Genomic DNA, 26994 nt, shown 5'->3' with positions numbered 1-26994 from the left:
CGACGGCAGAGATATGCGGAGAGCTTGCCCCCTCATCTGCCCCTTCGGGGCATCTTCTCCCCGGCGGGGAGAAGAAAGAGCCGCAAGGTCTGCGGTCAATTCACCCCGAATTTCACCAGCTTGATCGCCTCGAAATTCTGCATGCCGCCGCCCACGCGTTTGGTGGTGTAGAACAGCACATAAGGTTTGGCCGAATAGGGATCGCGCAGGATGCGCACGCCGGTGCGGTCGACGACGAGGTATCCGGCGCGGAAATCGCCAAAAGCGATGGCGAAGCTGTTGGCGGCCACATTCGGCATGTCTTCGGCTTCCACCACCGGAAAGCCCATCAGCGAAGCGGGCTGGCCAGCGGCGGCAGGCGGATGCCACAGATAGGCGCCGGTCGTATCCTTGAAGCGGCGCAGCGCCGCCTGCGTCTTGCGGTTCATCACGAAGTTGCCGTTCTGGCGATGGCCGGCCTTCAGCCCATAGACGGTATCCAGCAGCACATCCATCGGCCCGGCAGAGGCAAAGCCGGCCGAGACGCCGGTTGCGACGTAACCAATATTGCCCCAGCTCCAGCTATCGTTGGTGACGGCCGTATAGGAGAGGAAACCTTTCGGTTTGTTGACGCCGTCACCGGTGACGAAGGCGGCAGCCTCCTGTTCGGCAAAGGCAATGTCCACTTCCGAAGCGATCCAGGTCTCGATATCGACCGCCGCATCATCCAGCAGGCCCTGTGTGGCGGCCGGCATGGCGTAGAGTTCCATGGTCGGAAAGGAAAGCTCGGAGAGCTTCGGCGTCGTCGTCTCGGGGCGAGCCGCCGTTTCGGAGACCCAGCCGGTGGCAAGCCCTCCGGGCGAAAAGGGTTTTTTCAATACCGCGGTGGACACCTGTCGCACGGTTGCGAGCGCCCGGATCGGCGAAATCGCCGTCATGCGCCGGCCGATCTCGCCATCCGTCTCGCTCGGCAGCAGAAAACCGCCATCGGCGCCGGTCGAGCCGGCAAAGGCCTTGGCCTCCAGATCGCGCAGCGCGCCCTCCTCACCCCGGCGGATATAGGCCTCGAAAGCGGCCTTGTGTTCATCCGCGTCATGGGAGAGCGCTTCCTTGCGGCCGAGAGCGGGCCGCGCCTTCTTCAGTGCCAGATCGTCCATGATCCTGCGGTTGTCGTCCAGCGCCTTGTCGATGCGGTCGAGCTTGTCGCGGGTCACGACGTCGGCGCCCATCTTGCGTTCGATATCGGCAAGCCGCTGATCGTTGGTGTCGCGGAAAGCCTCGAAGGCTTCCATGAATTCGTCGAAGGCGGCCGTCATGGTGTCGGGCACCGCCTTTATCTGCGGCGCGACCGTCATTGCGGCCGGTCTGGTGGTCTGGTCTGTCATGTCGCCATCCTTGTTTCGGAAGTATCTGTTGAAAAATCAGCGTTTGAAGGCGGTGTCGAAAAGCGAGCGCGCGGCGCGGCGCATGCTGCGCACCAGTTCGGTCTCGCGGTCGCGGAAGAAGCGGGCATGCTTGACGTCGGAGACCCGTGCCGAAGGCAGCATCGGAAAGGTAACGACCGAGATTTCCCACAGATCGGCCTCCAGAATGCGCCGGACGCCGGAGCGCGCCGCCTTGCCGGAACGCCCCTCCCTGCTGGAACGTACGGTGCGAAAACCGATCGACAAACCATCCAGCGCGCCCGTCTTCATCAGCGAATGGACCTCACGGGAGCGGGCGACGCCGGGGGCGAGAACCCCCTCGACGTAAAGCCCGCGCTCATCTTCGCGGATGGTGCGCCATGCGCCGATCGGCTCGGCCGGATCATGCTGGTAAAGCATGCGGATGCCGGCTGCGCCGCGTTCCTCGATGGAGCGATGGAAAGCGCCGCGCTCGATCACGTCGCGACCGAGATCGACCTCGCCGAAAACGCTGGCATAACCGGAAAACGTGCCGTCTCCGGATATGCCGCGCAGTTCCAGACTGGCGAATTTGCGCGTGGCGGGACGTGGCCCGCGATAGGCGTGCATGGGTAACTCCTGCAATGGGGAAAAGGGGGGCCGTGTGGAGGCTAGGTGCGGGGACGGGCGTTGTAACGGTCGGCCACACGCACCAGCAGACCAAGCCCCCACCAGGCCACCATGCTGGCGGCGGCCGAGCCCGCCACCATGATCTCATGGCCTGAAAGCGCACCGGCAATATCGAGCTGCTGCACGATCCACAGGCCAACCGGGCCGCCGAAGATCATGCCGCAGGAAACGCCGGTGATGAAACGGCTGGCGGCTTCGCGTTTGCTTTTCGGCAGGAGATAAACGAGCGACACACCCGCGCCCGCCACGGCGCCGGTGATGCGGGCGGCCCAGATGCCGGCCTCATTGGCGAATTCAGACATGGGTAATCATTCCGTTCTAGGATGTGGTTATCGGGCGGACGCGCCGCGTCGCCCGCAGGCGCTCTTTGCGCGCCCGCGATGGGTGATTTTACGAATCTTCAGAATCGCTTGGACGGAAAGTCTCACAGAGAGATTCCGCTTCTTCAGAAATTGATTCATCAGGGAAGGTGCAGCTTCGCTCCTCCCCGGCCGCGATCAGTAACCGACGGCTTCGCGCTTTTCCTCGTCGCTCAAGAACGAGGCCGCGCCGATGCGAGCCCAGAGCGCATCCCGCTCGCCGGAGAGGCCGGCGATCCTGTCGAGATCGGGTTCCAGGCGCAGCCCCGCGCCGAAGACCGGCGCGAGCCAGCCGCACAGCCTTGCCGCCGTGCGATAAACGAGCGGCAGCACGGTGAGACGATAAAAGGCGCGGTTCGCCTCCTGGTAATTGGCATAGGTATTGTCGCCGGGAATGCCGATCAGCATCGGCGGCACGCCGAGAGCAAGCGCTATATCGCGTGCTGCACCGTTGCGCGCCTCCAGAAAATCCATGTCGCGGGGCGAAAGCCCCATGGCCTTCCAGTCCAGCCCGCCCTCCAGAAGAAGCGGCCGGCCGGCATTCATCGCGCCCTGATAGCCTTCTTCCAGCTCCCGTTTCAGCCGTTCATATTGCTCGGTGGAAAGATTGCCGCCTTCTTTCGGCTGATAGATCAGCGCGCCGGAAGGCCGGGCGGAATTGTCGAGCAGGCGCTTGTTCCACTGGCTCGCGGCATTGTGCAGATCGAGAGCGGCCCCTGCGGAAGCAAGCGGCGCAAAACCCGCCCTGTCGTCCAGCGGGTGAAAAAGTTTCAGGTGCAGCAGGCCCAGCCCGTCACGGTCGCTGGCAATGCGCCTGATGGCGCGGCCCTCGGCACGGTAATCGTAGCCCACTGGCCAGCCATCAGGCCCTTCGACGATGCTGACCCGGTCGGGCCTCAACAGATGCAGCTCACGCAGGCGTTCGCCCACCATTAACGGCTCGATATAGGCATTTCCGGCCAGCATGAGGTGGCCATAAAGCGTTTCGAAGAAATCCGGCCCGCCCATATGGGCGCTCGGTCTGGAAAGCAGCGCCAAAAGCGGGTGATCGGCCAATTCCTCGTCGCCATCATAAAGCAGCCAGCTGACCGCGGCGGATGTTTCCGCCACCATGCGGGCGGCACGGTGCGCCACGGGGTTTTTCATGAAGCCTTCGCGGGCGAGCGCCGCATAGGACCGGCCGGACCAGAAGGCCTGCCCGCCCTGCACCGCCACCGCCATGAAGCCACCAGCCATTTTCTGGCTTTCAGGCACAGCTTTGCCATCCGCCGGGCGCAGCCACGGCAGGGAGAAGGGAAATCGCATGGAGTTGTCCTTGGTTTGACGGTGTACAGCGTCCCTATGCCGTCACCCCGGACGAGATCCGGGGTCCAGCCAGCCCAAGTCCTAGGGCTGAAAAGACTCCTGTCGCCGCGCGAGAGCCGCCTCGGCTGGATGCCGGATCCAGTCCGGCATGACGGAGGAAAGGTTTGCGCACATTTTCAGCAGACTACGTGCGGATGCGTGCTCCCACTTTCGCAGGTGAAAGCAAATTACCGGATCGGCGCTTTCACCGCCGTATCGCTGTTGAAATCGGCGGCAATGCGGGTCTCGCGCAGCGGTTTCACGGTGCGGGTGGAAAGATCATAGGCGGGATCGGCCTTATAGGCCGCCAGCGCCGCCTCGTTTTCGAACTCGCCATAAACGATGAAATCGACTGAATTGCCCCATTGATCCTTCTTCACGTTTTCGCCGATTTCCAGCTTCAGCGAATGCGGTATGGCCGTAAGCCCGGAAAGGCCCCGGCGCACGGCGTCGCGATTTTCCTCGGGAACGGTGAAAAAAACGATATGGCGGATCACGGTGTCACCTGTCATGCAAAACTCAATTGCGCCTTCGGCGTGCGAGTAACGGGTTATCATCTGGTCCGCCCCGGTTCAATCCGCGCCGACGCTAAGAATCGTACCTCGTCACGGACCAATCCGGCTCCTGAAAATCGGGGATGCCTTAACATCCGGTTTTTCCACATGACGGCCGTCAGGACTAAATCGATTTGAAAAAACCTTAATCGATTTTAATCCGGAGGCCGCGGTTTTGAGGTAAAAAATTCCTTGAATTCCCGAAGCTTGGCGCGCTAACTCCACTCACCGCGCAATTCAGCAGCGGCGATCATTCAAGGAGGAATGCCACAATGACAGCGACAATCCCCCAGAACGTTTATGACCGTCTCGAGAACGAGTGGCGCCAGATGCGTGAAACCGGCTCCCAGCCGAAACCGGCGCAATCCCCGAAGAAATAAGACCGGCCAGACGCCCGAAATGGGCGTTGACGGTGCCTCGGCTTTTCTTCTCTCCGCCAGGGAGAAGATGGCCCGAAGGATCAGATGAGGGGGCAAGCTCTCCGCATCTCTCTACTTTATCAGCACATCTTGACCGTGGCCCCCTCATCCGGCGCTGCGCGCCACCTTCTCCCCGCTCGGGGAGAAGAAACCGGGGCATCCGCTCGACCGGTAATTGGCTCTCATTCGCGGCAGCCAATAATCGCCGTCCTCACATCCCCCGCACCTTCGGTTCACTCACCACCATCGTCGTCAGCGCCGTTATCGCCCAGACGAGCGCATCCAGCCGGTCCGGCGAGCGCCCGGAGGATAGGCCGTCGGGGCCGAAATCCGTCATCTGGTCTTCCAGCTTTTCAAACCGCGCGGCGTGGCGCACCCTGCCCTGCTCATAGAGTGCGGCAACCGGCTCGGCGCGGGTGAACTTGCCGCGGCTCGCCCGCACCAGCGTCAGCGGCAGGTTGGCGTCGATGCTCTGCAGCATGGCGCGCACCATTTCCCCGCCCTGATTGACTTCCGCCACCACCCGGTCGGCCTCGTGGCGGCGAAAGGCGGCGACCACGGCGCGGGCCCAGCCGGCCGGCGTTTCGCCTTCCACCGAACAATCCGCAAGCACGTTAAGCCGCCCGGACATGCCGAGCCCCGCCACGACAATGCCGCAGCAGGAATGTTCACCGATGCCGGCGGGCGGGTCTACCGCCACCACGATCCGCGTGAGCGGCTCATGCGCCGCTTCGATGATCGCTTCCAGATCGGCGCGTTTCCACAGCGCGCCCTCACGCTCGTCGATCAATTCACCGCCGATTTCCTGACGCCCCAGCCGGGTGCCGCCGTAGCGGTCCTGCATGGCTTTGAGAAAACCGGGCGAGAGATTGCGCGCATTCATGGCCGTCGGCATCCGCGCCACCCGCGTCGAGGGATCGGCAAGAAGCGCCTTTAAAAGCGGGATGGGCCGTGGCGTGGTGGTCACCAGTTGCCGGGGCGTTTCACCCAGACGCAGGCCGAATTGCAGCATGTCCCAGGTTTCCTGCGGATATTTCCATTTGCCCAGCTCATCCGCCCAGGCCATGTGGAATTGCGGGCCGCGCAGGCTTTCCGGGTCTTCCGAAGAGAACACCTGCGCCATCGCGCCATTCGGCCAGAGGAGCCGCCGGCGCGATACCTCGAAGGCGGGGCGCTGGCGGCGGGCGATGCGGCAGATGCCGGAAATGCCGTCGATCATCACCTCGCGGGCGTCGCCCAGCGTTTCGGCCACGAGCGCGATGCGCAAATCCGACTGCTTGCCAGAGGACGCGACACGATGCACCCATTCCGCCCCGGCGCGGGTCTTGCCGGAACCGCGCCCGCCGATCAGCAGCCATGTCCGCCAGTCGCCCTCCGGCGGTTGCTGCGGCAGGTTGCCGATGAAACGCCAGTCACGCAGGAGGTTGAAGACCTGCGCCGGCAGATGGGGTCCGGTCGGCATATCCGTCATGCGTCAGCTTCTGCGGATGGGCTGCGGGCGGGATCGGCCGCCATCTTCGCGCGGCATTTCTGTTCAGCCAGTTCGTCGATGCGGTTGAGGAAATGCGCCACCGCCGCTTCGTAATCCCCGGCCTCGGTTTCGTCTTCGCTGAAAAGAGCTTCCCTCTCCTCCGCCAGCACCCGTTGCAAAGCGTCGATCCGCTCCAGCGTGCGGACGATCAGCGAAAGCTGGTCCGTCGCAGCCTTCACATCGGCGCGCGCCAGCTTGCCCGAAGCGTCCTCCGCCGTCGCCAGAAAGGCCGCTTCGCTCACTTGGCGGAGATTGCGGTACAGGCAGAACTGCTCGCGCATCTCCTCCGTCAGCTCGTTCAGCAATTGCCGCAGGCTGCCGTTGCGCGCCGCATCTTCGGCGGCCAGCCTGTCGGCCCGCGACTTCGTCTCCGGTGCGGCGTCCGGCATGTCGTCACCCGCATAGGCGGGCGTTTCCGGCCAGACGCCGTAGAGCGCCGGATCGCAATTGCTGGAGATTGTCATGGGATTGGCCTTTGAGAGAAATGGCAGCGATTGCGGTTATGCGACGGAACATCTTTTCCCCCTCATTCCGGCCCTGAGCCGGAATCCAGCCAGCCCAAGTCATTGGGCTGAAAAGTCTTTTCGCCGCGCAGACGCGCGCCGGCTGGATGCCGGGTCAAGCCCGGCATGACGAGGAGAACGGCTCTGGCCCAGAGAACAAAACTGGACGGCGGCTGGATGGGCAACAATATGGCACCGACTATAAGGGAAGCTTGCCATCAAACCGGAGACAACCCTTTTGACCGTGCGCCGTCTTCAGCCGCAAATCTCCGACTGTAGCCAAACACTATCAAACCACCGTCACGCTGTAAAGGATTATTTTCCTATAATCGTGATTTTTATCCTGCCAACAGGATTTGCACCCTCGTCCGTCACATATTACACTCAGCACCAGGCGATGAGCACAAGGGGCAAGTCAAGTTGGTGAAACAATGGGTTGAGCGGTTGTTTGCGGGTCTTTCGGCAACCGGCATCGTCTTCGGCACTATTCTGTTCTGCGCTTCGCTCACGCCCTCGCTCCTGCCGCGTACATGGCTGATGCAGGGGGTGCTGTGCGGCTTTTCCTTCGCCATCGGTTATCTGATCGGTGTCGCTTTGCACGCCATCTGGGCCTATCTGGAGCTGCCCGAACCCTCGCGCCACAATGCGCGCGGCATTCGTTTTCTCATCGCGCTCGCCGCCGCCATCACGGCCATCGCGTTTTTATGGCAGGCGAAGGACTGGCAGAATTCCATCCGCGTTTTGATGGAGCTCGATCCGCTGCCCAGCGCCCACCCCACCAAGACCGGCGGCCTTGCGGTGCTGGTCGCCGCCATCCTCATCGGCGCTGGCCGGCTGTTTCAGCTTATCCGCCGGTTCTTTGCGGCGCGCAGCCGCCATTTCCTGCCGCGCCGCCTTGCCAATGTGCTCGGTATCGCGGTGGCAATCATCCTCTCATGGATGCTGCTCAATGGGCTGATCTTCGATATCGGCCTCAGATTTGCCGATTCCTCGCTGAAACAGGTGGATGCGCTGATCGAACCCGACGTGCCGCGCCCGTCAGACGCACTCAAGACCGGCAGCAGCGCCTCGCTGATGACATGGGAATCGCTCGGCCGACGCGGGCGCGAATTCGTCGCCGAAGGCCCGGCGGCCACCGAAATATCCGCCTTCACCCATCGCCCGGCAAAGGAGCCGCTCAGGGTCTATGCGGGCCTCAACTCGGCTTCGACGCCGGAAGAAAGAGCGGCCTTAGCGCTGGAGGAGCTGAAACGGGTCGGCGGTTTCGAGCGCAAGGTGCTTCTGGTGGTCATTCCCACCGGGACCGGCTGGATCGACCCGGAAGCGCTCGATACGGTCGAATATCTGCATGATGGCGATATCGCCAGCGTCGCCGTGCAATATTCCTATCTCTCGAGCTGGATCGCGCTGCTGACGGAGCCGGATTACGGTGTCGAGACGGCACGCGCTTTGTTCGAGGCCGTCTATGGCTACTGGACCACGCTACCGAAGGAAACGCGGCCGAAGCTTTACCTGCATGGCCTCAGCCTCGGTTCGCTCAACTCGCAGAAATCCTCGGATCTCTACGATGTGCTCTCCGACCCGTTCCAGGGCGCGCTGTGGAGCGGACCGCCCTTTTCCAGCCCGACATGGCGCATGGCCACCAATGGCCGGGTGAAGGGCACGCCGGAATGGCTGCCGCGTTTCCGCGATTCCTCCGTCATCCGCTTCGCCAACCAATATACGACCGCGCATATGCCCGATGCGGAATGGGGGCCGATGCGGATCGTCTATCTGCAATATGCCAGCGACCCGATCACCTTCTTCGAGGCCGCCTCGCTTTACCGGCGGCCGCAATGGATGGCGCACCACGGACCTGACGTTTCCACATCCTTCCGCTGGTTCCCGGTCGTCACCCTGCTGCAGCTCGGCCTCGATGTCGCCGCCGCCACCACCGCGCCCATCGGTTATGGCCATGTCTATGCGCCGGAACATTATATCGATGCATGGACGGAGGTGACCGCGCCAAGCGGCTGGAACCCCGAGGAGATCCAGCGGCTGAAGATGTTCTTCAAGGCCCGCCGCGGCTCCACCGATCCGGCGTGAGCGCGGCAGGCTCGCCTGGAGCCTCAGCCCTTCAGCCGGTCCAGATTGTCGGCGATATAGGTCTCCAGTGAACGCGGCGCATGGCCGGTCAGCGTCTCGACATCGCCGGTCACCAGTGCTGTCCAGCCTTCGCGCACGGGATAGAAGATCGAGGCGAGGAACGAGGCATAGTCCTGCGGCACGCCTGCACCGGTGAGAATGCCGATGAAGACCTCATCCGAAACGGCAGTGTAAGAAACCGGCTTGCCGATCGCCTGCGATATCAGCGCGGCCGCTTCGCCGTAACCTAGGGCTTTCGGACCCGTCAGGTTGAAAGCCTTGCCGTTAAAGGCGTCAGAGGTCAGGGCTGCGGCGGCGCTGTCGGCGATGTCGCGCACGTCGATGAAGCTCGACTTGCCCTCGCCGGCCGGCACGGCGATCTGGCCGTGGTCGATGCCGGCCTTCCAGTAGCTGTGGAAATTATCGGCAAACCAGTTGGGTCGCAGGATGACGTAAGGCGTACCCGAAGCGATGATCTTCAGCTCGATCTGGCGATAGGGAATGGAATCATCGGCATCGACACCGAGGACGCTGAGGAACACGATCTTCACCTTGCGGCGTGCCGCCTCCTCGACCACAGGCGTCAGCGCGTCGATGGCATCCAGACGCCCGCCCGCCAGGATGAGGAACAGACGGTCAACACCATCGAAGGCATCCGCATAAGTCGATGCGTCGGTATAGTCGAAACGCACGCCTTCCGCGCCACCCGTGGCGTTGCCGCTGCGCGAGGCGGCCTTCACGCTTTCGCCCTTGGAAAGGAGCGCTTTCACCAGCGGCGTGCCGATGGTGCCGGTGGAACCGATTACGAGTATCTTGCCTGTCATCTCAAATCTCCGTAGTATCTAATGGAAACCATGTTTCGAAAACACAGGTACTGCGTTTGCGAAATCATGAAAAGAGAGCACTTTTCGGTTATCTGGTTTCCTTTCGGAAACCGGCATGGCCCTGAAACGACGGAACAAACCCATGGAACGTATCTATGACGTCTATGAAGACCGCTGCCCCACCCGCATGGTGCTGGACAGGATTGCCGACAAATGGGCGCTGCTGATCCTCGACCGGCTGCGGGTGGAAGCGGTGCGCTTCAACCTGCTGCGGCGGGAGATCAAGGGCATTTCGCAGAAAGTCCTGTCGCAGACGCTGAAGAAGCTCGAGCGCGACGGGTTGATTTCGAGGCAGGTGTTCCCGACCGTGCCGGTGACGGTCGAATATTCGCTGACGCCGCTGGGGCGGACGCTGACCGACACGGTGGCGGCGCTTGCCCATTGGGCGGAGGGGAATATCGACGCGGTGATGGCGGCGCAGAGGGCTTATGATGAGCGGGCGGTGGTTTAGAGGGTCTTCGCGCCCGCGTAGCGACGGAAGCATGGGAGCGGCAAGCTCGTTTGCTGCTTCGTTTTGCAGATCATCGCTTCCGTCATACCGGACTTGATCCGGTATCCAGCGAGCCCAAGTCCTTGGGCTGAAAAGACTCTATTCGCCGCGCAGACGCGCGGCGGCTGGATGCCGGATCAAGTCCGGCATGACCGAAGTGGGTTTCGCGTATCTTCCACTCCCTCAAACGCTCCTACCGCGAAATCCGCGTCGACAGAATGATCGACGACAGCGTGCGCTCCACGCCGTCAAGTGCGCCGATGCGGTCGATCAACCGGTCGAGATCAAGGATCGAAGGCGCAGCCAGAATGGCAATGAGATCGAAGGTGCCGCTCACCGAATGCAGCGTCGTCACCTCCTTGATGGCGGCGAGCGCCGCCGTCACACCGGGCAGCGCCTTCGGCCCGATGGTAATCAGCACATGGGCGCGCACCAGTCCGGAAAGATAACTTTCCGAAAGCCTGAGGCCATAACCCGCAATCACCCCGTCCGCCTCCAGCCGCTCGATGCGGGCCTGCACCGTGGTGCGCGAAAGGCCGAGTTTGCGCGCCAGTTCCGCCACCGGCATGCGGGCATTTTCGGAAAGCAGGGCGAGCAGCGCCCGGTCCTTGTCGGCAATCGTCATAGTGACCAATCCTGTCGTCTTATTGCCTAATATTAACCCGCTATCCGCACATAGTGAAGCTGCGAATCGTCAATAAAAACTGGCATTCTGTTATTGAAGCGCATCTGCGCTGACACATTTGCATTCACTGCGGGGAACAAAAACATGAAAAACATCGTCGTCATCGGCGCGGGCAATATCGGTTCGGCCATCGCCTGGATGCTGGCCGCATCAGGCGATTATCGCATCACCGTCGCCGACCGTTCGGCCGATCAGCTGGCCAATGTGCCGGCGCATGAACGGGTCGACACCGAAATCGTCGACATCACCGACCGTCCCGCTCTGGAAGCGCTGCTGAAAGGCAAATTCGCCGTGCTCTCCGCCGCCCCCTTTCACCTGACGGCGGGTATTGCAGAGGCGGCCGTTACCGTCGGCACGCATTATCTCGATCTGACCGAAGACGTCGAATCCACCCGCAAGGTCAAGGCTCTCGCGGAAACAGCCGGGACGGCGCTCATCCCGCAATGCGGCCTTGCCCCCGGCTTCATCTCCATCGTCGCTGCCGATCTTGCCGCAAAGTTCGACAAGCTGGACAGCGTGCGCATGCGCGTCGGCGCTCTGCCGCAATATCCGTCCAATGCGCTCAACTACAACCTCACCTGGAGCACGGACGGGCTGATCAACGAATATATCGAGCCCTGCGAAGCGATCGTCGAAGGTCGCCTTACCGCCGTTCCGGCGCTGGAGGAACGTGAGGAATTTTCGCTCGACGGTGTCACCTATGAGGCCTTCAACACCTCGGGCGGTCTCGGCACGCTCTGCGCCACGCTGGAAGGCAAGGTGCGCACGATGAATTACCGCACCATCCGTTATCCCGGCCATGTGGCGATCATGAAGGCGCTGCTGAACGACCTCAACCTGCGCAATCGCCGCGATGTGCTGAAGGACCTGTTCGAAAACGCCCTGCCCGGCACCATGCAGGATGTAGTCATCGTCTTCGTCACCGTCTGCGGCACCCGCAACGGGCGTTTCCTGCAGGAAACCTATGCCAACAAGGTCTATGCCGGCCCGGTTTCCGGCCGCATGATGAGCGCCATCCAGATCACCACCGCCGCCGGCATCTGCACGGTTCTCGATCTGCTTGCCGAAGGCGCCCTGCCGCAGAAGGGCTTCGTGCGACAGGAGGAAGTGGCCCTGCCGAAATTCCTCGAAAACCGGTTCGGGCACTATTATGGTTCGCATGAGCCGCTCGCGCGGGTTGGGTGAGAGAACATCTCCTCCCATTTCTCCGTCATACCGGCCTCGAGCCGGTATCCAGCCAGCCCAAGTCCTTGGGCTGAAAAGGCTTCTCTCGCCGCTCAGACGCGCGGCGGCTGGATGCCGGGTCAAGTCCGGCATGACGGCGAGGATTGACGAACCCGTTACGTCCCGCAAAACGTCCGAAACACCCGCTCATGGCTCATCGGCGGCTGCATATAGACGAAATTATCTGGCCGCTCCTCGAAAGGCGTGGCGATTGCTCTCAGCATGGCGTGGAAGGGCTCGAAATCCCCCTCTTCCACCGCTGCCTCGATCAGTTCCTCGATCCGATGGTTGCGCGGGATGATGGCGGGATTGACGGAGAGCATCGCCGCTGATCGTTCGGAATCGGAAATCCCCTCGCGACCGGCCCTTTCCCGCCAGCGCGCCAGAAATTCGTCTGCCCCCGCAATATCGATGAACATGCCGCGAAACGGTTCGGCATCGCCATTGGCCGCATGGGAAAGACGCCGGAAGGTCAGCGTATAATCCGCTTCCGATGCCTGCATCAGCGCCAGCAGCGCCTGCACCAGATCGATGTCGCCCTCTTCCTCCACCGTCAGGCCAAGCTTTTCGCGCATGCCGGCAAGCCAGCGTTTGGGAAAGGCGGCAGCGAAATCGGCGAGAACGGCATTGGCGAGTTCGGCGGCTTTCTCCACCTGCGGATCGAGCAGCGGCAACAGGCATTCCGCCAGCCTTGCAATGTTCCATTGCGCGATGCCCGGCTGGTTGTTGAAGGCATAACGGCCCTGTGCATCGATGGATGAAAAGACCTTGTTGGGGTGATATTCGTCAAGGAAGGCGCAGGGGCCGAAATCGATGGTTTCGCCTGACACCGCCATATTGTCGGTATTCATCACGCCATGGATGAAGCCCACCATCATCCATCGGGCGATGAGGTCGCATTGCCTCTCCGCGATGCCGCGCAGCAGGGCGAGGTAAGGATTGCCTGCCTCTTTCGCCTCGGGATAATGACGGTCGATCACATAGTCGGCAAGGTTCCTGATCGCCTCGTCATCCTCGCGCGCCGCGAAGAACTGGAACGTGCCGACACGGATATGGCTTGCCGCCACGCGGGTGAAAACGCCGCCCGGCAGGCCGACTTCGCGCTGCACCCTCTCGCCGGAGAGGACGGCCGCGAGCGCCCGCGTGGCGGGAATGCCGAGCGCAAACATCGCCTCCGACACGATATATTCGCGCAGCACCGGGCCAAGGGCCGCGCGACCGTCGCCCCTGCGCGAAAACGGCGTTGGGCCGGAGCCCTTGAGCTGGATATCGCGGCGCTTGCCATTCCTGTCGATCACCTCGCCGAGCAGAATGGCGCGGCCATCGCCGAGCTGCGGCACGAAACCACCGAACTGGTGGCCGGCATAGGCCATGGCCAGCGGCTCGGCCCCCTGCGGCACGACATTGCCGGAAAAGATCGCCGCCAGCCTTTCATCGTCAAGGCCGGCCACATCGAGAAGAAGTTCATCGGCCAGCCCGCGATTGAAGGCGATGAGCCGCGGCGCCTTCACCGGCGTCGGCAGCACGGCGGCGCTGAACCGTTCCGGCAGGCGGGCATAGGAATTGTCGAATTTCATCACGGATAAACTCCCTGCTTTGCCCCTATATGGGGCCGGAAGGCGACGGATGCGAGCGATAAATGCCGCACTCCTCCATCGCTTCATTCAATTTTGCGCAATGAACTTTCCCGCGCCATCATCGTTCCTATGCTTGACCCGCAGAATGCCGAAGGAAAGGAAAAGCAATGACCGTCGTTGAAGCTACAGCCGAGCCGGAAAGCGCCATCCGCACCATTCATACCGATCTGCCCGTCAACGCCACCTTCCATGTCTGGCTGAAGGCGAAGAAAGATGCCGAGCCGGGTGCCGTCTCCTTTTCCAATCAGAATGGAAAATTCGCTGAGGTTTCAAGCGTCAACACGGAAGAGTTCGGTTTTCGAATCTATCAGGTTTTCGGCGGCGGCCATGTGGAGCTGAGTTACGACACGGTCACAACAGCCGTTTCCGTCATCTACTGGTTCACGGCGTCGGATGTGCTCGAAACCGGCATTACCGTCGTCCATACCAAGCCTGATAATGCCGCACCGGAGCTTCCCGGCAGCTATCACTTCCGCCCGCCCTTCGGCTGGATGAACGACCCGAACGGTTTCGGTCGTTTCGAGGGGCGGCCGCATCTGTTTTATCAGCATTATTCCCACGGGCTGCGCTGGAACACCATGCATTGGGGCCATGCCGTCTCGTCGGATTATCTGCGCTGGCGGCACCTGCCGATTTTCCTCTTTCCCTCAGAGGATCTGACGACGCGGCCCGACAAGCGCGGCGGCGCCTATTCCGGCTCCACCATTCCGCTGGTGGAAGGCACGGGCATCCGCGTCTTCTTCACCGAGCAGGTGCAGGACCGCATTCCCGAACAGCAGATACAGCTCACTGCCACCTCCTCCGATCTCATCATGGCCGGACAGGCCGAGGTCATTCTCGGCCACCGCCCGGACGGACAGGGGCTGACGCCGGATTTCCGCGATCCTTACGTCTTTCGCGGCCCCGACGGCCTGTGGAAAATGGTGCTCGGCAGCCAGAGCGATGGCGGCGGTGTGATCCTGCTTTACGAGACGCTGGACCCCACCGCCGCATCGGGCTGGACCTATGTGGGCAAGCTGTGGGTGGAAACGCGTTATAAAACCACGGCCATCGAATGCCCATGCCTGCTGCCGCTCGATGGACCCGCCAATGCCCGCTCCACCCGCTGGGTGCTGGTCTATGGGCTGATGCATTCGGAGGACCCGGAAACCGGCCGCAGGAACCTGACCATGGCCGATGTCGGCTGGTTCGACGGCAAGGTCTTCACCAAGGAATCCGGGCAGGAACTGGATTTCGGCACCGACAATTACGCCTTCCAGGCCTTTCTGGATGGCGACAGCATCATCGGCATCGGCTGGCTGGCCAATTGGGCGGATGCCAATCCGGAGATCGATTTCCCCACCTCCATGACGCTGCCGCGCCGGATTCACTATGCAAACGGCGAGCTTCTGACCCCGCCCATCGGTGCGGCGGAAAGCCTGCGCAGCCATATTCTCGACCGCACGCGGCTTGCCGCCGGCGAACGCGTTACCTTCATCAACGGGGCAGTGGAAATATTGTTCGAGCTTGCCTCGCCCGGCACGCCCTTCGAACTGGTGCTCGATCATCCGGCGGTCAGGCTGGGCGTCGTTTCCGATGAAACGGGCCTGTGGATCCGCCACGAAGACGGGCGGGAAGGTCCTTCGCCGCATTACATCGCCAGGGGCGCAAGAGCCTCGCGCATCCGCATCTTTCTCGATTACGGCTCCATCGAAGTCTTCGCCAATCGCGGCCGATATGTGGGCACCAAGCGCATTGAGGGTTTCGAACCGGTTCGCTCGGCACTGCTGAAGGCCGCCCCCGGCGCGGTGGTGCATGCCACCAGCTGGGCGCTGAAACCCTGAGGAACCTTTTGGCGGATCGGGCGGTTGATAGATCGAAACCGCCCGATACATCCGCCGAAAGGAGAACCGGCATGACCAAAATCCGCGATACCAGCGATCCCATCCTGTTTCCGACCGAGGCCAATGAAAACAAGGCCGAGAAAAAACGTGCCGGCAAGGGCATCATCATCATTATCGGCGCAATCGCGATCATGTCCTTCGTCGTCTATCTGGCGGCGATCACCATCGCCGCCACCCAGTCGTAAGCCGCGCGCCACGTGGCGGAGATTTAACGCTCCGCGCTTCGCAGACCGCGCGTGGTCAGGATCGCCAGCAGCGAAACGAGAACGCCCAGCCCATAAAGATAAACCATCGGCATTGTCACATCGGCGAGATCGATCTGCGTGACCAGATCGGTTGCGGCCGCCACCGTGCCGCTTGCGCCCGCTCCGGCCGCGGCTCCGAGTGTCGCGACCGTGGGCAGAAGCGCGCCCGTCATCTTGCGCTCCTCTTCAGGTGCCGCCTCCATGGCCGCCTGGCTGATGCCTGCCCATGACATGCCGAAGGCCGAACCGATGAGGATTTGCCCGGCCAGCATTTCCGCCCAGTTCCCCGTCGAAAGCCCCAATCCAAGCAGGGCGCATCCCGGTACCATCTGGTAAGGACCGTAATGCAGGCAAATTTCCCGCAGGCGGTCGGAACGCAGGCTGCCGATGAGCATGGCCACCAAGCTCCAGGCAAGCGGCATGGTCACGACGATGAAGCCGGCGAAAGTCGGTTCGTATTGCCAGAGATTGATGGCGACGTAAGCCAGATAGACGCTGCCCAGCGCATGGGCATAGGACATCAGGAACAGCACCCAGAAACCACTGCCGAGCACCGTCTTCAGCCGGAAGGAATCCTTCGGGAAAAGAGCGGTGGAAGGGCGGGTGCCCGCCTTCAGCGCCGCCCATAACAGCGCTGCCCCGGCCAGCAGGGCGATGACGCGCAGGCTCGCATCCTCAAAGGCGGAAGGCGCCGAAAAAGCGAGGGCGCCAACAAGGCAAAGGGACAAGGGCACCAGCGGTTTGCGCGTCGCTACCACCGGCCTCTCGGCGGATACGGCCGAGTTCGTATAAGCCAGCAACAGCGCGATCAGTGGCGCTGACAAAAGGAAGGTGGCGCGCCATGACACGTGCTCGGTGGCAAAACCACCGGTCAGCGGCCCGATAAAGGACGCAACCGCCCAGATGGCCGCCTCGATGGCGAAGACCTTGGGCAGCAGGGCGGAACGGAAACCGGCGGGTATGAGGCTGTAGCACACCGCCACGATCAGACCATCGGCAAGCCCCTGCAATGCCCGGCCGATGACGACCCATAAAAAGCTGTCGGCGAGCGCCGACATGACCGAGCCGATGGAAAAGATCAGGCAGCACAGGAGGAGGACGGCGCGCGCGCCAAATCGCTCGCGAAACAGAACGGCGGTGACACCGCCCGCCACGGAACCGACGAAATAAAGGCTATAGGCCCAGCTGTAAAAGGCAGCGCCGCCAATTTCACGCACGGCGACCGGCAAGGCCGTCACCACCGCAAACTGATTGAAGGCATGCAGGCCGATACCGGAGGAAATGACGGTCAGAAGCGAGAGGTTCGCCCCGCTCAACAATTCGCTCCAGCCGTTTTTCTCCGTCATTTCCATACTCGTCAAAACCGTATCCTTTCCATTTTTTCGGGTACGGCGGGCAAACTAGAACCTCAAGCACTGTTGAGGTCAAGACGCCTTTTTCACGCAATAGCGATTGAACGAAATGACCTTACTCAGGAACTCTCCGCGTCCCCGGCCGTTTGCTCAATGGCCGACAGAAAGGACACCGTCATGGACCGCGAGAAAATCATGCCCCGCAACGAAGACGCCATGGACGAGGACCTGCTCGATCTCGACATCGACGCCCTTCCGGCCAGGGGAGAAATTCCGCAATCGATCGAACAGGAAATCGAGGAGGAAGAGGCCGAGAGCGAGGACGATCCCTATCAGGAAAGCGACGAAGCCCTGCCCGACGATGCCGAGGAACGGGTAATCGACCGCAATCCTTCGCGGGAAGGCGGGGCTTTCGACGAGGTCTAACTGGCGGCGGCGGCCGGGCCTGACGAGAGGCGCTTTAACATATGGCGCTGATGGTCCTGTCCGCCGAAGAAGACGGCGAGGATGCGCACGGTCTTTTCTGCCTCATCGACATCGAAATAAAAGACAGCCTTATTTTTTGTTACCCGGCGAAGGTCGGGAAATATTTCCGGCAATAATGTCCCCTGAAAAGGTGCTTTGTGAAGCGCTTCCATATCCGCTTCAATCGATCCCACACGTCGCGCGGCGCGTGTGAAAGCCGCTGGCAAGGCATCGCCGAGGTCGAGATAGGACTGGATAAGATGATCGAGAATGAGGCCGAGGTCCTGATCCGTCTGCGTTGAACGCAGGATCTTAAAGGCCATGGCCGGCCTTCTTGGCTGCGATCATCGCCGCCGTTCTTTCCTTGCCGTCTTCCACGGAGACGAAGTCGCCCTGCCCTCGCTCAACCAGCAAATCACGAAGCGCGGCAAGTTCGGCGTCCTTCAGTTCCGTTTCCTGCCGAAGCAGTTCCAGTCCACGCTGCACGACGGCACTGAGGCTGGCGTAACGCCCTTCCTCCACCAGCCTTCGGGCGAAACTGTCCTGTTGGTCCGAGATGGAAACTGACGCCTTGACGGACATGATGGCACTCCCTCGACAGGAAAGATGATGCTACTCAGTAGCACATCTTTCCTGTTCATTCCAGCAACGAGATGCTTCAGCCCGCCCGTTCCGGCGAATAACCGGCGTCGCGGATCGCCGCTTCCGCAGTTGCGGCGTCGCCCGTAACCGTCAGTTTGTGGGCATCGAGGTCGATGCTGACGGACGCGCCGGGAAGCGCCTCCGTGAGAGCGCCGCGCAGCGTCTTTTCGCAATGGCCGCAGGTCATGTCAGGAATGAGGAAGGTGGTCGCACTCATGGTTGTCTCCTTATCGCCGGTCGCGATGTTCTCGCACCGGCTGTCATTAAAGCTCAGTGGGTTCTCGCAGGCCGGGCGTCGGCCTTCTCAGTGCCCGCGAGATCGTCGAGGATGGGGCAGTCGGGCCGGTGGTCGCCGCCGCAGCAATGGGCGAGATGGGAGAGCGTCTTCACCATGCTCTTCATCTCGGCGATCTTCTGTTCGAGATCGGCGATATGGACGAGCGCGATTTCCTTGACCGCCGAACTCTCGCGGGTCTTGTCCTGCCAGAGTTTCAGCAGCGTCTCGGTTTCTTCGAGCGAAAAACCGAGCGTGCGCGCCCGCTTGATGAAGCGCAGATTGTGCACGTCCTGTTCGCCATAGACCCGGTAATTATTGCCGGTGCGGGCGGCCGGCGTGATGAGACCGATCTGCTCGTAATAACGGATCATCTTGGCGGAAACGCCCGATGCTTCCGATGCCTGGCCGATATTCATGACATCACCTCCCGATGGGCCACCTTCGCCCGTTTCAACCGCAGCGCATTGGCAAGAACGAAGACGCTGGACAGCGCCATGGCGCCCGCGCCGATCATCGGCGACAGCGTGATGCCGAAGGCGGGATAAAGCACGCCCGCCGCGACCGGTATCAGCGCCGCATTATAGCCGAAAGCCCAGAACAGGTTTTCCTTGATGTTGCGGATGGTCGCGCGGCTCATTTCGATGGCGTTGACTGCGCCCAGAAGATCGCCGCCGACCAGCACCACATCGGCGCTTTCGATGGCGACATCCGTGCCCGTGCCGACGGCGATGCCGATATCGGCCTCGGCCAGCGCAGGCGCGTCATTGATGCCGTCGCCGACGAAGGCCAGCACCTTGCCGCCTGCGCGCATCTCGTGGATCGCCTTCACCTTGCCCTCGGGCAGCACTTCGGCCACCACGCGGGAAATGCCGACCTGTCGGGCGATTGCATTCGCCGTGCGTTCATTGTCGCCCGTCACCATCGCCACTTCGATGCCCATCGCCTGCAACGCCCTGATGGCAGTCACACTCGAGGGTTTCAGCGGATCGGCAACCGCAATCGCGGCCGCCAGCCTGCCGTCGATCGCGGCATAAAGCGGCGTCTTGCCTTCATCGCCCAGCCTTGCGGCGGCCTCAGCGAAGATATCCACGGAATGGCCAAGTTTGGCCATGTAACGATCTGCGCCGACTTCGACCTTACGGCCATTGACGGTGGCGGCGATGCCATAACCCGTCACGCTTTCGAAGTTTTCGACAGTCGCAGGTTCGAGTCCTGCAGGGGTCGCAACCTTCTTTTCTTCGGCAGCCCGGACGATGGCTTCGGCAATCGGATGTTCCGAGCGGCCCTCAACGGCAGCGACGAGCGTCAGCACCTCGTTATCGGCGAAGCCTTCCGCAACCACCAGATCGGTCAGTTCCGGACGGCCCTTGGTGACAGTGCCGGTCTTGTCGACCACGACGATCTGCGCCGAACGCAGCTCCTGCAGAGCCTGTCCCTTGCGGAACAGCACGCCCAGCTCCGCCGCCCGGCCGGTGCCGACCATGATGGATGTCGGCGTGGCGAGACCCATGGCGCAGGGGCACGCAATGATGAGCACCGCCACGGCATTGACCAGCGCGAAAGTATAGGCAGGCTCGGGACCGAAGATCGCCCAGACGATGAAGGTCAGGACAGCGATTGCTATGACAACGGGCACGAAGAGCCCGGTGACGCGGTCCACCAGCAGCTGGATCGGCAGCTTGGACCCTTGCGCCTCCTCCACCATGCGGATGATCTGCGACAGCATGGTGTCGGCGCCCACCTTGGTCGCCTTGAACTTGAAGGCGCCTGTCCTGTTGATGGTGCCGCCGACAACCGTTGCGCCGACCGTCTTTTCCACCGGCACGGGTTCGCCCGATATCATCGACTCATCGACATAGGACGAGCCCTCGACAACCTCGCCATCCACCGCCAGCCTTTCGCCGGGACGGATGACGACGATATCGCCGGCCATCAGGTCCTCAGGAGAAATATCGATGGTGGTACCATCGCGCTCCACCCGGGCAGTCTTTGCCTGCAGGCTCATCAGCTTGCGGATGGCGTCCCCGGTGCGGCCGCTGGCACGGGCCTCCAGAAGCCGCCCGGTCAGGATCAGCGTCACGATGACGGTGGCCGCCTCGTAATAAACGAACTGCGCCTCTTCCGGCAGCAGATCCGGCGCGAAGGTGACGACGACCGAATAGAGGTAGGCGGCGGTGACGCCCAGCGCCACCAGCGAGTTCATTTCCGGCGCACCGCGCAGGAGCGCCGGAAAACCGGTCTTGAGAAAACGCTGGCCCGGTCCGAAGATCACCGCCGTCGCCAGTGCGAAATAGATGTAATAGAGGTTCTGCGTCTCGATGATGCCCATCAGCCAGTGATGCATCGGCTCATAGAGATGACCACCCATTTCCAGCACGAAAAGCGGCGCGGTCAGGATCGCGGCAATCGTCAGGTCGCGCTTCAGCGCCCCCTCTTCGCCCGCATGCTGCATATGGTCGTGGCCACCGGTTGCGCCGGCTGCCTCATGAGCCTGACCCTGATGATGTCCATGCTGCCCGTGATGGGCCGAATGATCGTGCGCCCTCGGCGTCTTCAGCGTAAAGCCGGCAAGCCTTGCCGTTTCAACAAGCGCATCGCGTTCGCGCCGGCCGCCGATCATTTCCACGGCAACTTTCGCCGAGGCAGCATCGACCTTGACGGCAACGATGGTGGCGACCGCCTCCAGAACGGCTTTCAGCCGTTCCGCATTCGCCTCGCCGTGCAAACCTTCCGCTACGAATTCCTGCCGCTCCGGGGCGATGTCGTAACCGACTTTCTTGATGGCGGCGCCCAGCACCCTGGCCGAAAACCCGTCGGCGGGTTCGATGGTGAGCTTCTTCGTGGCGAAGTTCACGGAGCTGGATAGCACACCGGGCACCTTGGCCGCCGCCGTTTCCACGCGCCGCACGCAGGAGGCGCAGGTCATGCCTTCGACTGGAATGGAAACCGGATCTTGTGAATGGGCGTGTCTGACTGTCTCGTTCATGGGAAATCCCCTTTCGAGACCCTATGTAGAGATTCCCATGATGGGAAGGTCAAGGTATCGGCAAGCTTTTTGTTGAACACACAATCGTGAGCACGGTTTCCAGTCATAAAACCAGGAATATCAACGCGGTCGCGCCGCTTATCAGCTGCGATCGGGCGGGCGGCGCAAGCGGCGTCAGACCGCGACGCGTCTTGCGAGATAAATCGTCGCCCCGCCGCAATCGGGATCCTCAACGACGTGATCGAGAAACCGGAACCCGTGTGCTGCAAGCAGGCTTTCATATTCCTCCCGCGCGAGGCTGGCGTGATAAAGCGGCTTGCCCTGGAAACTCCCCACAGCTTCCCCGTGCCCCGGTCCGGCCGTAAACATCAGTGCCGCTCCGTCATTGGCGTGCTGCCCAAAAATTCCGAACATGCGGCGCTGATCTTCCGCCTTCAGATGGAAAAAACTGTGCCAGGCAATCAACCCGTCGAAGCGGCGGCCAAGCGCAAGCTTTCGCATATCCGCGACCGCCCAGAGCTTTTCCGGAAATCTGGCGCGGCAAAGTTCGATCAGCGGCAATGACGCATCGATGCCCGTCACGTCATAACCATTGTCAATGAAGTAGCCGGCAATCGGCTCACCGGAACCGCAGCCAATATCGAGAATGGATGCGCCCTGTGGCAGGAGCGATGTGAACCTGTCCAGCCAGGGCTTCTCGGCAAGCGAACGGCCGCGCAGACTGTCGAAATCAGCGCCGTGCTCATTGTAGAGCCTGATGACATCATTGGAGGCGTCCGACATGCACTTATCCTTTCGGGCAAGGGTCAGGCCGGCGGCGTCATCACCGGTGCACCGCCAGCCGGGGAATATCGCGCAGGAAGGCGTCGCGCACGGCGGGACCGAGCGGTTCGTTCGATGGCTTGTCGGAGACGCGCAGCCTTGCGAAGACGATGTGCTGGCCTTCGCGCTCGGCCCAGCCGACGAACCAGCCAAAGGGGCGGTTGCGATCAGGGTTGCCCTTTTCGTCGCGCATATAGCCGGTGCCGGTCTTGCCATGTACGGCCCAGCTCTCCGGCGCATCGAAGACGGGCACGATGGCGCGGGTCTTGGCTTGCGCGTCGCGGGAAAAAGGCAGGTTGCCGGCCAGCAGGCGGCGGATGAAGCCAACCTGCTCCACGGGCGAGATCGTCAGCGATGCACCGAGCCAGGCATGGGTAAGCCCATTGTTCTTGCCGGGTTCGCCGGACACATCCGTATTGCCGTAACCGAGGCGCTTCACATAGGCGGCGAATTTTTCTGGGCCGAGGCGGCGCGTGATCTCACGCGAATACCACAACACCGAATCCTGTTCCCATATGGTGGGATCGACCGTCTTGCGATCCTGCGCGCGGGCCTCGGTGCCGGGTTTCCAGTCCCATGCGGGTGTCTTGGCATCCTGAAGGATGCCGGCATCGTAACCGATCAGCGCAAGCGGCACCTTGAAGGTGGAAGCCGGTGCCACGCGCTGGTCGCAGGCACCCTGCTGGTTGATGACGGCGCCGGTTTCGATCGAGGTGACCAGCGTACATTCAAAAGCCTGCGGCTGTTGCTGGGCGGAAGCGGAAAGCGGCAAAATGCCCGGAAGGGCAACGCACGAAAGAACGATGGCGGGCAGCCGGTAGCGCATGCGTTTTGATGTCCCTCGTCCGCATTTTGCGGATCATTTGCCGGAATGGTGAAGAGCGGTTTAGGAGAACGATGGGGCAGGAATAGGACCAAAGGAAAAATTGGCTTCTCCCTCAGCTCCTCTCTTTTTCGCCCACCGTCTCACCTACGGTCAGCGGCCAGTCGACCACATAATCCTCGAAGTCGTCAACATGGACATCCAGTTCGCTGACGGTGCGGCCACGCGCGGAAATGCCGGCCTGATGCACCGTGGCGGTATCGCCGGAGACGAGATAGTGCCACCAGTAGAGATCCCTGCCGTCGCGCACCAGCGCATAGGCGCAGGTGGGTGGCAGCCAGCCGATTTCGTGCACCTTCTTCAAATCCAGCTGGATACAGTCCGGCACCGTGGCGCGGCGGTTTTCATAGTCGGAACATCGACAGCTTTCGCCATCGAGCAACTGACATCGCACCGAGGTGAACACCACTTCACCGGTGTCCCAGTCCTCCAGCTTGTTCAGACAGCACAGGCCGCAGCCGTCGCACAGGCTTTCCCATTCCTCACCGGTCATCTCGGTGAGCGATTTGGTTTTCCAGAACGGCGCGTCATTCATCGTTAACATTTCCGTTTCATTTTGATCTCTTGGACGGGAGTGTTTAACCGGTCCCTAATCCTTTATATCGTATCGCCAAGGACTGGTTTGTACGATATTTTAGCACATTGGCAGGCGCCAAGGGGTCATTGGCCCGCCGGCGGCCGCCACGTCAAGCAATTCCGACACAACCATGCCATGGTTTTGCGTCGGGAATTGGTTGAAGCAGAAATATCGGGCAGACATATCGATGGGCCGCGTTGCCTCGAACAGGAAAACATCGCCAGGTGCAGGAAGAAAAAGACGATAAAAAAGGCCGTAAAAAACGGCATATCCTGCTGAAGATCGATAGCTTCATCGATTCCGGCCTGTGGACGGCTGCGGCAAGGCTGGTGGATTTCTGGGAAGATGTCACCATCGCCTCGCGCAAATTGCATGTACGCGGCTGGAAGAAGCTTCTCGTCAACCTGACCGGCGACGCGCTGACCTTCGGAACGGCAGGTTCCGTCGTGGTTCTGGCCCTTGCCATGCCCGCCTTTGAGGAAACCAAGAAGGACTGGCGTTATCGCGGCGATTTTGCCGTGACCTTCCTTGATCGCTACGGCAACACCATAGGTCATCGCGGCATCATCCACGAGGATTCCGTTCCGATCGACCAGATGCCTGACCATTTCATCAAGGCGGTTCTGGCGACAGAAGACCGGCGTTTCTTCGACCATTTCGGCATTGATTTCATCGGCCTTGCCCGCGCCATGAGCGAAAACGCCCGCGCCGGCGGCGTCGTGCAGGGCGGCTCGACGCTGACGCAGCAGCTTGCCAAGAACCTGTTCCTCACGAATGAGCGCTCTCTGGAGCGCAAGATCAAGGAAGCCTTCCTCGCGCTCTGGCTCGAGAGCAACATGTCGAAGAAGGAAATCCTCAGCCTTTATCTCGACCGCGCCTATATGGGCGGCGGCACCTTCGGGGCGGCGGCGGCGGCGCAATTTTATTTCGGCAAGAACCTGACGGATGTGACACTTGCCGAATCCGCCATTCTGGCCGGCCTGTTCAAGGCGCCAGCCAAATATGCGCCGCACGTCAACCTGCCCGCCGCGCGTGCGCGCGCCAACACCGTCCTGTCAAATCTGGTGCAGAGCGGGTTGATGACCGAGGGTCAGGTGATCGGCGCAAGGCGCAACCCGGCCACCGTCATCGACCGCGCCGACGTGAAGGCGCCGGATTATTTCCTCGACTGGGCATTCGACGAAGTGCAGCGGCTGGCTGCCGAAGGCAAGTTCAAGGACCACACCGTGGTCGTGCGCACCACCATCGACACCGGCCTGCAACAGGCCGCCGAGCAGGCGATGGAAATGGAGCTGCGTGAGTATGGTGAGGGTTACCGCGTCAAGCAGGGCGCGATGGTGATGATCGAAAATGGCGGCGGCGTGCGCGCCATGGTCGGCGGGCGCGATTACGGCGAAAGCCAGTTCAACCGCGCAACCGCAGCACTTCGCCAGCCGGGCTCCTCGTTCAAGGTCTATACCTACTCGGCCGCCATGGAAAAGGGCATGAAGCCCGATACCGTGATTTCCGATGCGCCCGTGACCTGGCGCGGCTGGTCGCCACAGAATTACGGCCGCTCCTATGCCGGCAAGGTGACGCTGCAGGTGGCGCTTGCCAAATCCTACAATACCGTGCCGGTGCGGCTGGCCAAGGATGTGCTCGGCACGCAGGTGATCGTCGACACGGCAAAGGCGATGGGGGTCACCACGCCGCTGCGCAGCGACAAGACCATCCCGCTCGGCACATCGGAAGTGACGGTGCTCGATCAGGCGACGGCCTATGCGGTATTCCCGGCCGACGGCATGCAATCACGCCGCCATGGCATCGAGCAGGTGCTGGATTATGAGGGTAACGTTCTCTACGACTTCAGCCATGACGAGCCGCCTGCCAAGCGGGTGCTTTCCGAAGACGCCAATGCGAAGATGAACCAGATGCTGGTGACCATTCCCGTCATGGGCACGGCCCGGCGGGGCGCACTGGAAAACGGCATCGTTTCCGGCGGCAAGACCGGCACGTCGCAGGCTTATCGCGATGCCTGGTACATTGGTTTCACTGGCAACTACACCACGGCGGTCTGGTTCGGGAACGACGATTTCACGCCGATGAACAACATGACCGGCGGTGCGCTTCCGGCCATGACCTACAAGCGGCTGATGGACTATGCCCATCAGGGCATGGAGCTGCGCCCCATTCCCGGCATCCAGAACCCGCTGCCGACGGGCGCGCGGCCGCAGCCTTCGGCACAGGTGGCCGGCGCATCCGCCAACACGCCCACCATGCCGGCGCTCACCCGCCCGCGCTCGCTCTCGGCGGAAGCCACCCGCGTCATCCGCTCCATCGCCAAGAAGATGAAGGACGCTTCGGCGCTCAGCGTGACGACGCAGAAAGTAGCCGAAGCCGCCATTCGCGACGGCAGGGATGAGGCGGAAAGGCGCTGAGGGCGTGGCCGCCTCGGCTCATCCGCACTAAAGGCGTGCTTTCCTCAAGACCGCAGACTGCACGCCGATTTGAAAAATCGACATTCGGCGCTTGACCTCAATTATGGTTGAGGTTGCACAGTCCTGTTGCAAGAGAGCGAATGCCCGGAAGGGGCAGGCGCCAGGTAATTGAGGACAGGAAATGGTGAAAGTAAAAGCATTGTTCGAGACGCATTTGACCGTTTCGAATCTGGAACGATCGGTTGATTTTTATCGCAATGTCGTCGGCCTGGAGTTGGCGCAAAGGTTCCCGGAAAGGAATGTAGCGTTCTTCTGGACCGGCGAACGTGGGCAATCGATGCTTGGCCTATGGTCAATCCATTCCGCGCCCATCAACATGAAGCTCCACATAGCCTTCAGCGTCGAGTTTGATCAGCTTCTCGCCGCGCCGGACTATCTACGCCGGAACAACGTGGCGCCCCTCGGCTTTGACGGCGAAAACGAGATCGACGAGCCCGTCGTCTTCCCATGGATGCCAGCAGCCAGCGTCTACTTCAAGGATCCCGATGGTCACTCGCTGGAATATATCGCGTTTCTTGGCGGTGAAGCAAAACCGCAGATCCCGCGCGTGTTGAGTTGGAGTGAATGGCAAACTATTTGA

The 26994-nt window shown here is 61.6% G+C and carries 27 protein-coding genes; 8 read left to right on the top strand and 19 right to left on the bottom strand.

What is annotated here, in order from left to right:
- Positions 1–95: 95 nt before the first annotated feature.
- The 7 genes from AGR13A_RS04490 to AGR13A_RS04460 form a co-directional block, all read right to left on the bottom strand.
- Complete coding sequence (locus tag AGR13A_RS04490; RefSeq protein ID WP_080833899.1) at positions 96–1364, bottom strand: phage major capsid protein; 1269 nt, start codon at positions 1362–1364, stop codon at positions 96–98.
- A 36-nt stretch (positions 1365–1400) separates the two neighbouring features.
- The gene (locus AGR13A_RS04485; RefSeq protein ID WP_035218257.1) at positions 1401–1991 is read right to left on the bottom strand and encodes an HK97 family phage prohead protease; all 591 of its coding nucleotides are present in this window, start codon (positions 1989–1991) and stop codon (positions 1401–1403) included.
- Positions 1992–2032: 41 nt separating this feature from the next.
- The gene (locus AGR13A_RS04480; RefSeq protein WP_080833897.1) at positions 2033–2353 is read right to left on the bottom strand and encodes a DUF6107 family protein; all 321 of its coding nucleotides are present in this window, start codon (positions 2351–2353) and stop codon (positions 2033–2035) included.
- A 195-nt stretch (positions 2354–2548) separates the two neighbouring features.
- Entirely contained in the window at positions 2549–3715 is a 1167-nt protein-coding gene (locus AGR13A_RS04475) for a phage portal protein (RefSeq protein WP_080833895.1), read from the bottom strand.
- A 227-nt stretch (positions 3716–3942) separates the two neighbouring features.
- A complete protein-coding gene (locus AGR13A_RS04470; protein WP_035218953.1) occupies positions 3943–4251 on the bottom strand; it encodes a Dabb family protein in 309 nt (102 codons plus the stop codon).
- A gap of 687 nt (positions 4252–4938) precedes the next feature.
- Positions 4939–6198, bottom strand: a complete 1260-nt coding sequence (locus tag AGR13A_RS04465) for a DNA-packaging protein (RefSeq protein WP_167377402.1) — start codon at positions 6196–6198, stop codon at positions 4939–4941.
- On the bottom strand, positions 6195–6722 hold the full coding sequence (locus AGR13A_RS04460) for a hypothetical protein (protein ID WP_080833894.1): 528 nt from the start codon (positions 6720–6722) through the stop codon (positions 6195–6197). The genes AGR13A_RS04465 and AGR13A_RS04460 overlap by 4 nt, the downstream gene beginning before the upstream one ends.
- Positions 6723–7205: 483 nt before the next feature.
- Here AGR13A_RS04460 and AGR13A_RS04455 point away from each other — a divergent pair, with 483 nt between their 5' ends.
- A complete protein-coding gene (locus AGR13A_RS04455) occupies positions 7206–8846 on the top strand; it encodes an alpha/beta hydrolase (RefSeq protein WP_167377517.1) in 1641 nt (546 codons plus the stop codon).
- 23 nt (positions 8847–8869) lie between these two features.
- Here the strand turns inward: AGR13A_RS04455 and AGR13A_RS04450 are convergent, their stop codons facing one another.
- Positions 8870–9709, bottom strand: a complete 840-nt coding sequence (locus AGR13A_RS04450) for an SDR family oxidoreductase (RefSeq protein ID WP_080833891.1) — start codon at positions 9707–9709, stop codon at positions 8870–8872.
- Between the two features lie 142 nt (positions 9710–9851).
- On the opposite strand from AGR13A_RS04450, the gene AGR13A_RS04445 reads away from it, so the two are divergent.
- Positions 9852–10220 (top strand): winged helix-turn-helix transcriptional regulator, encoded by a 369-nt coding sequence (locus AGR13A_RS04445; RefSeq protein ID WP_003509204.1) that lies wholly within the window; start codon positions 9852–9854, stop codon positions 10218–10220.
- Between the two features lie 232 nt (positions 10221–10452).
- On the opposite strand, the gene AGR13A_RS04440 is transcribed toward AGR13A_RS04445, so the two are convergent.
- The gene (locus AGR13A_RS04440; RefSeq protein ID WP_003522324.1) at positions 10453–10884 is read right to left on the bottom strand and encodes an Lrp/AsnC family transcriptional regulator; all 432 of its coding nucleotides are present in this window, start codon (positions 10882–10884) and stop codon (positions 10453–10455) included.
- Positions 10885–11028: 144 nt separating this feature from the next.
- On the opposite strand from AGR13A_RS04440, the gene AGR13A_RS04435 reads away from it, so the two are divergent.
- Positions 11029–12129 carry a saccharopine dehydrogenase family protein gene (locus AGR13A_RS04435; protein WP_080833889.1) on the top strand — a complete coding sequence of 367 codons (1101 nt, stop codon included), beginning with the start codon at positions 11029–11031 and terminating at the stop codon, positions 12127–12129.
- A 155-nt stretch (positions 12130–12284) separates the two neighbouring features.
- Here the strand turns inward: AGR13A_RS04435 and AGR13A_RS04430 are convergent, their stop codons facing one another.
- Positions 12285–13745, bottom strand: coding sequence for a protein adenylyltransferase SelO (locus AGR13A_RS04430; RefSeq protein WP_080833887.1), 1461 nt, complete (start codon positions 13743–13745; stop codon positions 12285–12287).
- A gap of 167 nt (positions 13746–13912) precedes the next feature.
- On the opposite strand from AGR13A_RS04430, the gene AGR13A_RS04425 reads away from it, so the two are divergent.
- Together AGR13A_RS04425 and AGR13A_RS04420 are read left to right on the top strand one after the other, a co-directional pair.
- Entirely contained in the window at positions 13913–15628 is a 1716-nt protein-coding gene (locus tag AGR13A_RS04425) for a glycoside hydrolase family 32 protein (protein ID WP_139786018.1), read from the top strand.
- Between the two features lie 71 nt (positions 15629–15699).
- Positions 15700–15873 (top strand): hypothetical protein, encoded by a 174-nt coding sequence (locus AGR13A_RS04420; protein ID WP_020009686.1) that lies wholly within the window; start codon positions 15700–15702, stop codon positions 15871–15873.
- A gap of 23 nt (positions 15874–15896) precedes the next feature.
- Here AGR13A_RS04420 and AGR13A_RS04415 read toward each other — a convergent pair whose 3' ends face one another.
- Positions 15897–17285 carry an MFS transporter gene (locus AGR13A_RS04415; RefSeq protein ID WP_208612402.1) on the bottom strand — a complete coding sequence of 463 codons (1389 nt, stop codon included), beginning with the start codon at positions 17283–17285 and terminating at the stop codon, positions 15897–15899.
- A 177-nt stretch (positions 17286–17462) separates the two neighbouring features.
- On the opposite strand from AGR13A_RS04415, the gene AGR13A_RS04410 reads away from it, so the two are divergent.
- Positions 17463–17711, top strand: coding sequence for a hypothetical protein (locus AGR13A_RS04410; protein WP_080836527.1), 249 nt, complete (start codon positions 17463–17465; stop codon positions 17709–17711).
- On the opposite strand, the gene AGR13A_RS04405 is transcribed toward AGR13A_RS04410, so the two are convergent.
- The 8 genes from AGR13A_RS04405 to AGR13A_RS04370 form a co-directional block, all read right to left on the bottom strand.
- Entirely contained in the window at positions 17708–18073 is a 366-nt protein-coding gene (locus tag AGR13A_RS04405) for a type II toxin-antitoxin system RelE/ParE family toxin (protein ID WP_080833885.1), read from the bottom strand. The two genes, AGR13A_RS04410 and AGR13A_RS04405, sit on opposite strands and share 4 nt — an antisense overlap.
- Positions 18063–18332 carry a ribbon-helix-helix domain-containing protein gene (locus AGR13A_RS04400; protein WP_080833882.1) on the bottom strand — a complete coding sequence of 90 codons (270 nt, stop codon included), beginning with the start codon at positions 18330–18332 and terminating at the stop codon, positions 18063–18065. The genes AGR13A_RS04405 and AGR13A_RS04400 overlap by 11 nt, the downstream gene beginning before the upstream one ends.
- Before the next feature lie 76 nt (positions 18333–18408).
- Positions 18409–18609, bottom strand: a complete 201-nt coding sequence (locus tag AGR13A_RS04395) for a heavy-metal-associated domain-containing protein (protein ID WP_003522315.1) — start codon at positions 18607–18609, stop codon at positions 18409–18411.
- A 53-nt stretch (positions 18610–18662) separates the two neighbouring features.
- Positions 18663–19085: a Cu(I)-responsive transcriptional regulator gene (gene cueR / locus AGR13A_RS04390; RefSeq protein WP_035218274.1), complete on the bottom strand. Its 423-nt coding sequence runs from the start codon at positions 19083–19085 to the stop codon at positions 18663–18665.
- Positions 19082–21655 (bottom strand): heavy metal translocating P-type ATPase, encoded by a 2574-nt coding sequence (locus AGR13A_RS04385; protein WP_167377401.1) that lies wholly within the window; start codon positions 21653–21655, stop codon positions 19082–19084. The genes cueR and AGR13A_RS04385 overlap by 4 nt, the downstream gene beginning before the upstream one ends.
- A gap of 174 nt (positions 21656–21829) precedes the next feature.
- Complete coding sequence (locus AGR13A_RS04380; RefSeq protein WP_080833880.1) at positions 21830–22438, bottom strand: class I SAM-dependent DNA methyltransferase; 609 nt, start codon at positions 22436–22438, stop codon at positions 21830–21832.
- A 40-nt stretch (positions 22439–22478) separates the two neighbouring features.
- Positions 22479–23303: a class D beta-lactamase gene (gene blaOXA, locus AGR13A_RS04375; RefSeq protein ID WP_080833878.1), complete on the bottom strand. Its 825-nt coding sequence runs from the start codon at positions 23301–23303 to the stop codon at positions 22479–22481.
- Positions 23304–23415: 112 nt separating this feature from the next.
- Positions 23416–23895, bottom strand: coding sequence for a YcgN family cysteine cluster protein (locus AGR13A_RS04370; protein WP_035218282.1), 480 nt, complete (start codon positions 23893–23895; stop codon positions 23416–23418).
- Positions 23896–24161: 266 nt separating this feature from the next.
- Here AGR13A_RS04370 and AGR13A_RS04365 point away from each other — a divergent pair, with 266 nt between their 5' ends.
- A complete protein-coding gene (locus AGR13A_RS04365; protein WP_080833876.1) occupies positions 24162–26354 on the top strand; it encodes a transglycosylase domain-containing protein in 2193 nt (730 codons plus the stop codon).
- A gap of 181 nt (positions 26355–26535) precedes the next feature.
- Positions 26536–26994 carry a VOC family protein gene (locus AGR13A_RS04360; RefSeq protein ID WP_080833874.1) on the top strand — a complete coding sequence of 153 codons (459 nt, stop codon included), beginning with the start codon at positions 26536–26538 and terminating at the stop codon, positions 26992–26994.

This window comes from Agrobacterium genomosp. 13 str. CFBP 6927 (genome assembly GCA_900012615.1).
In the GTDB taxonomy this organism is placed as follows: domain Bacteria; phylum Pseudomonadota; class Alphaproteobacteria; order Rhizobiales; family Rhizobiaceae; genus Agrobacterium.
This window is presented reverse-complemented; position numbering and strand designations above follow the sequence as displayed.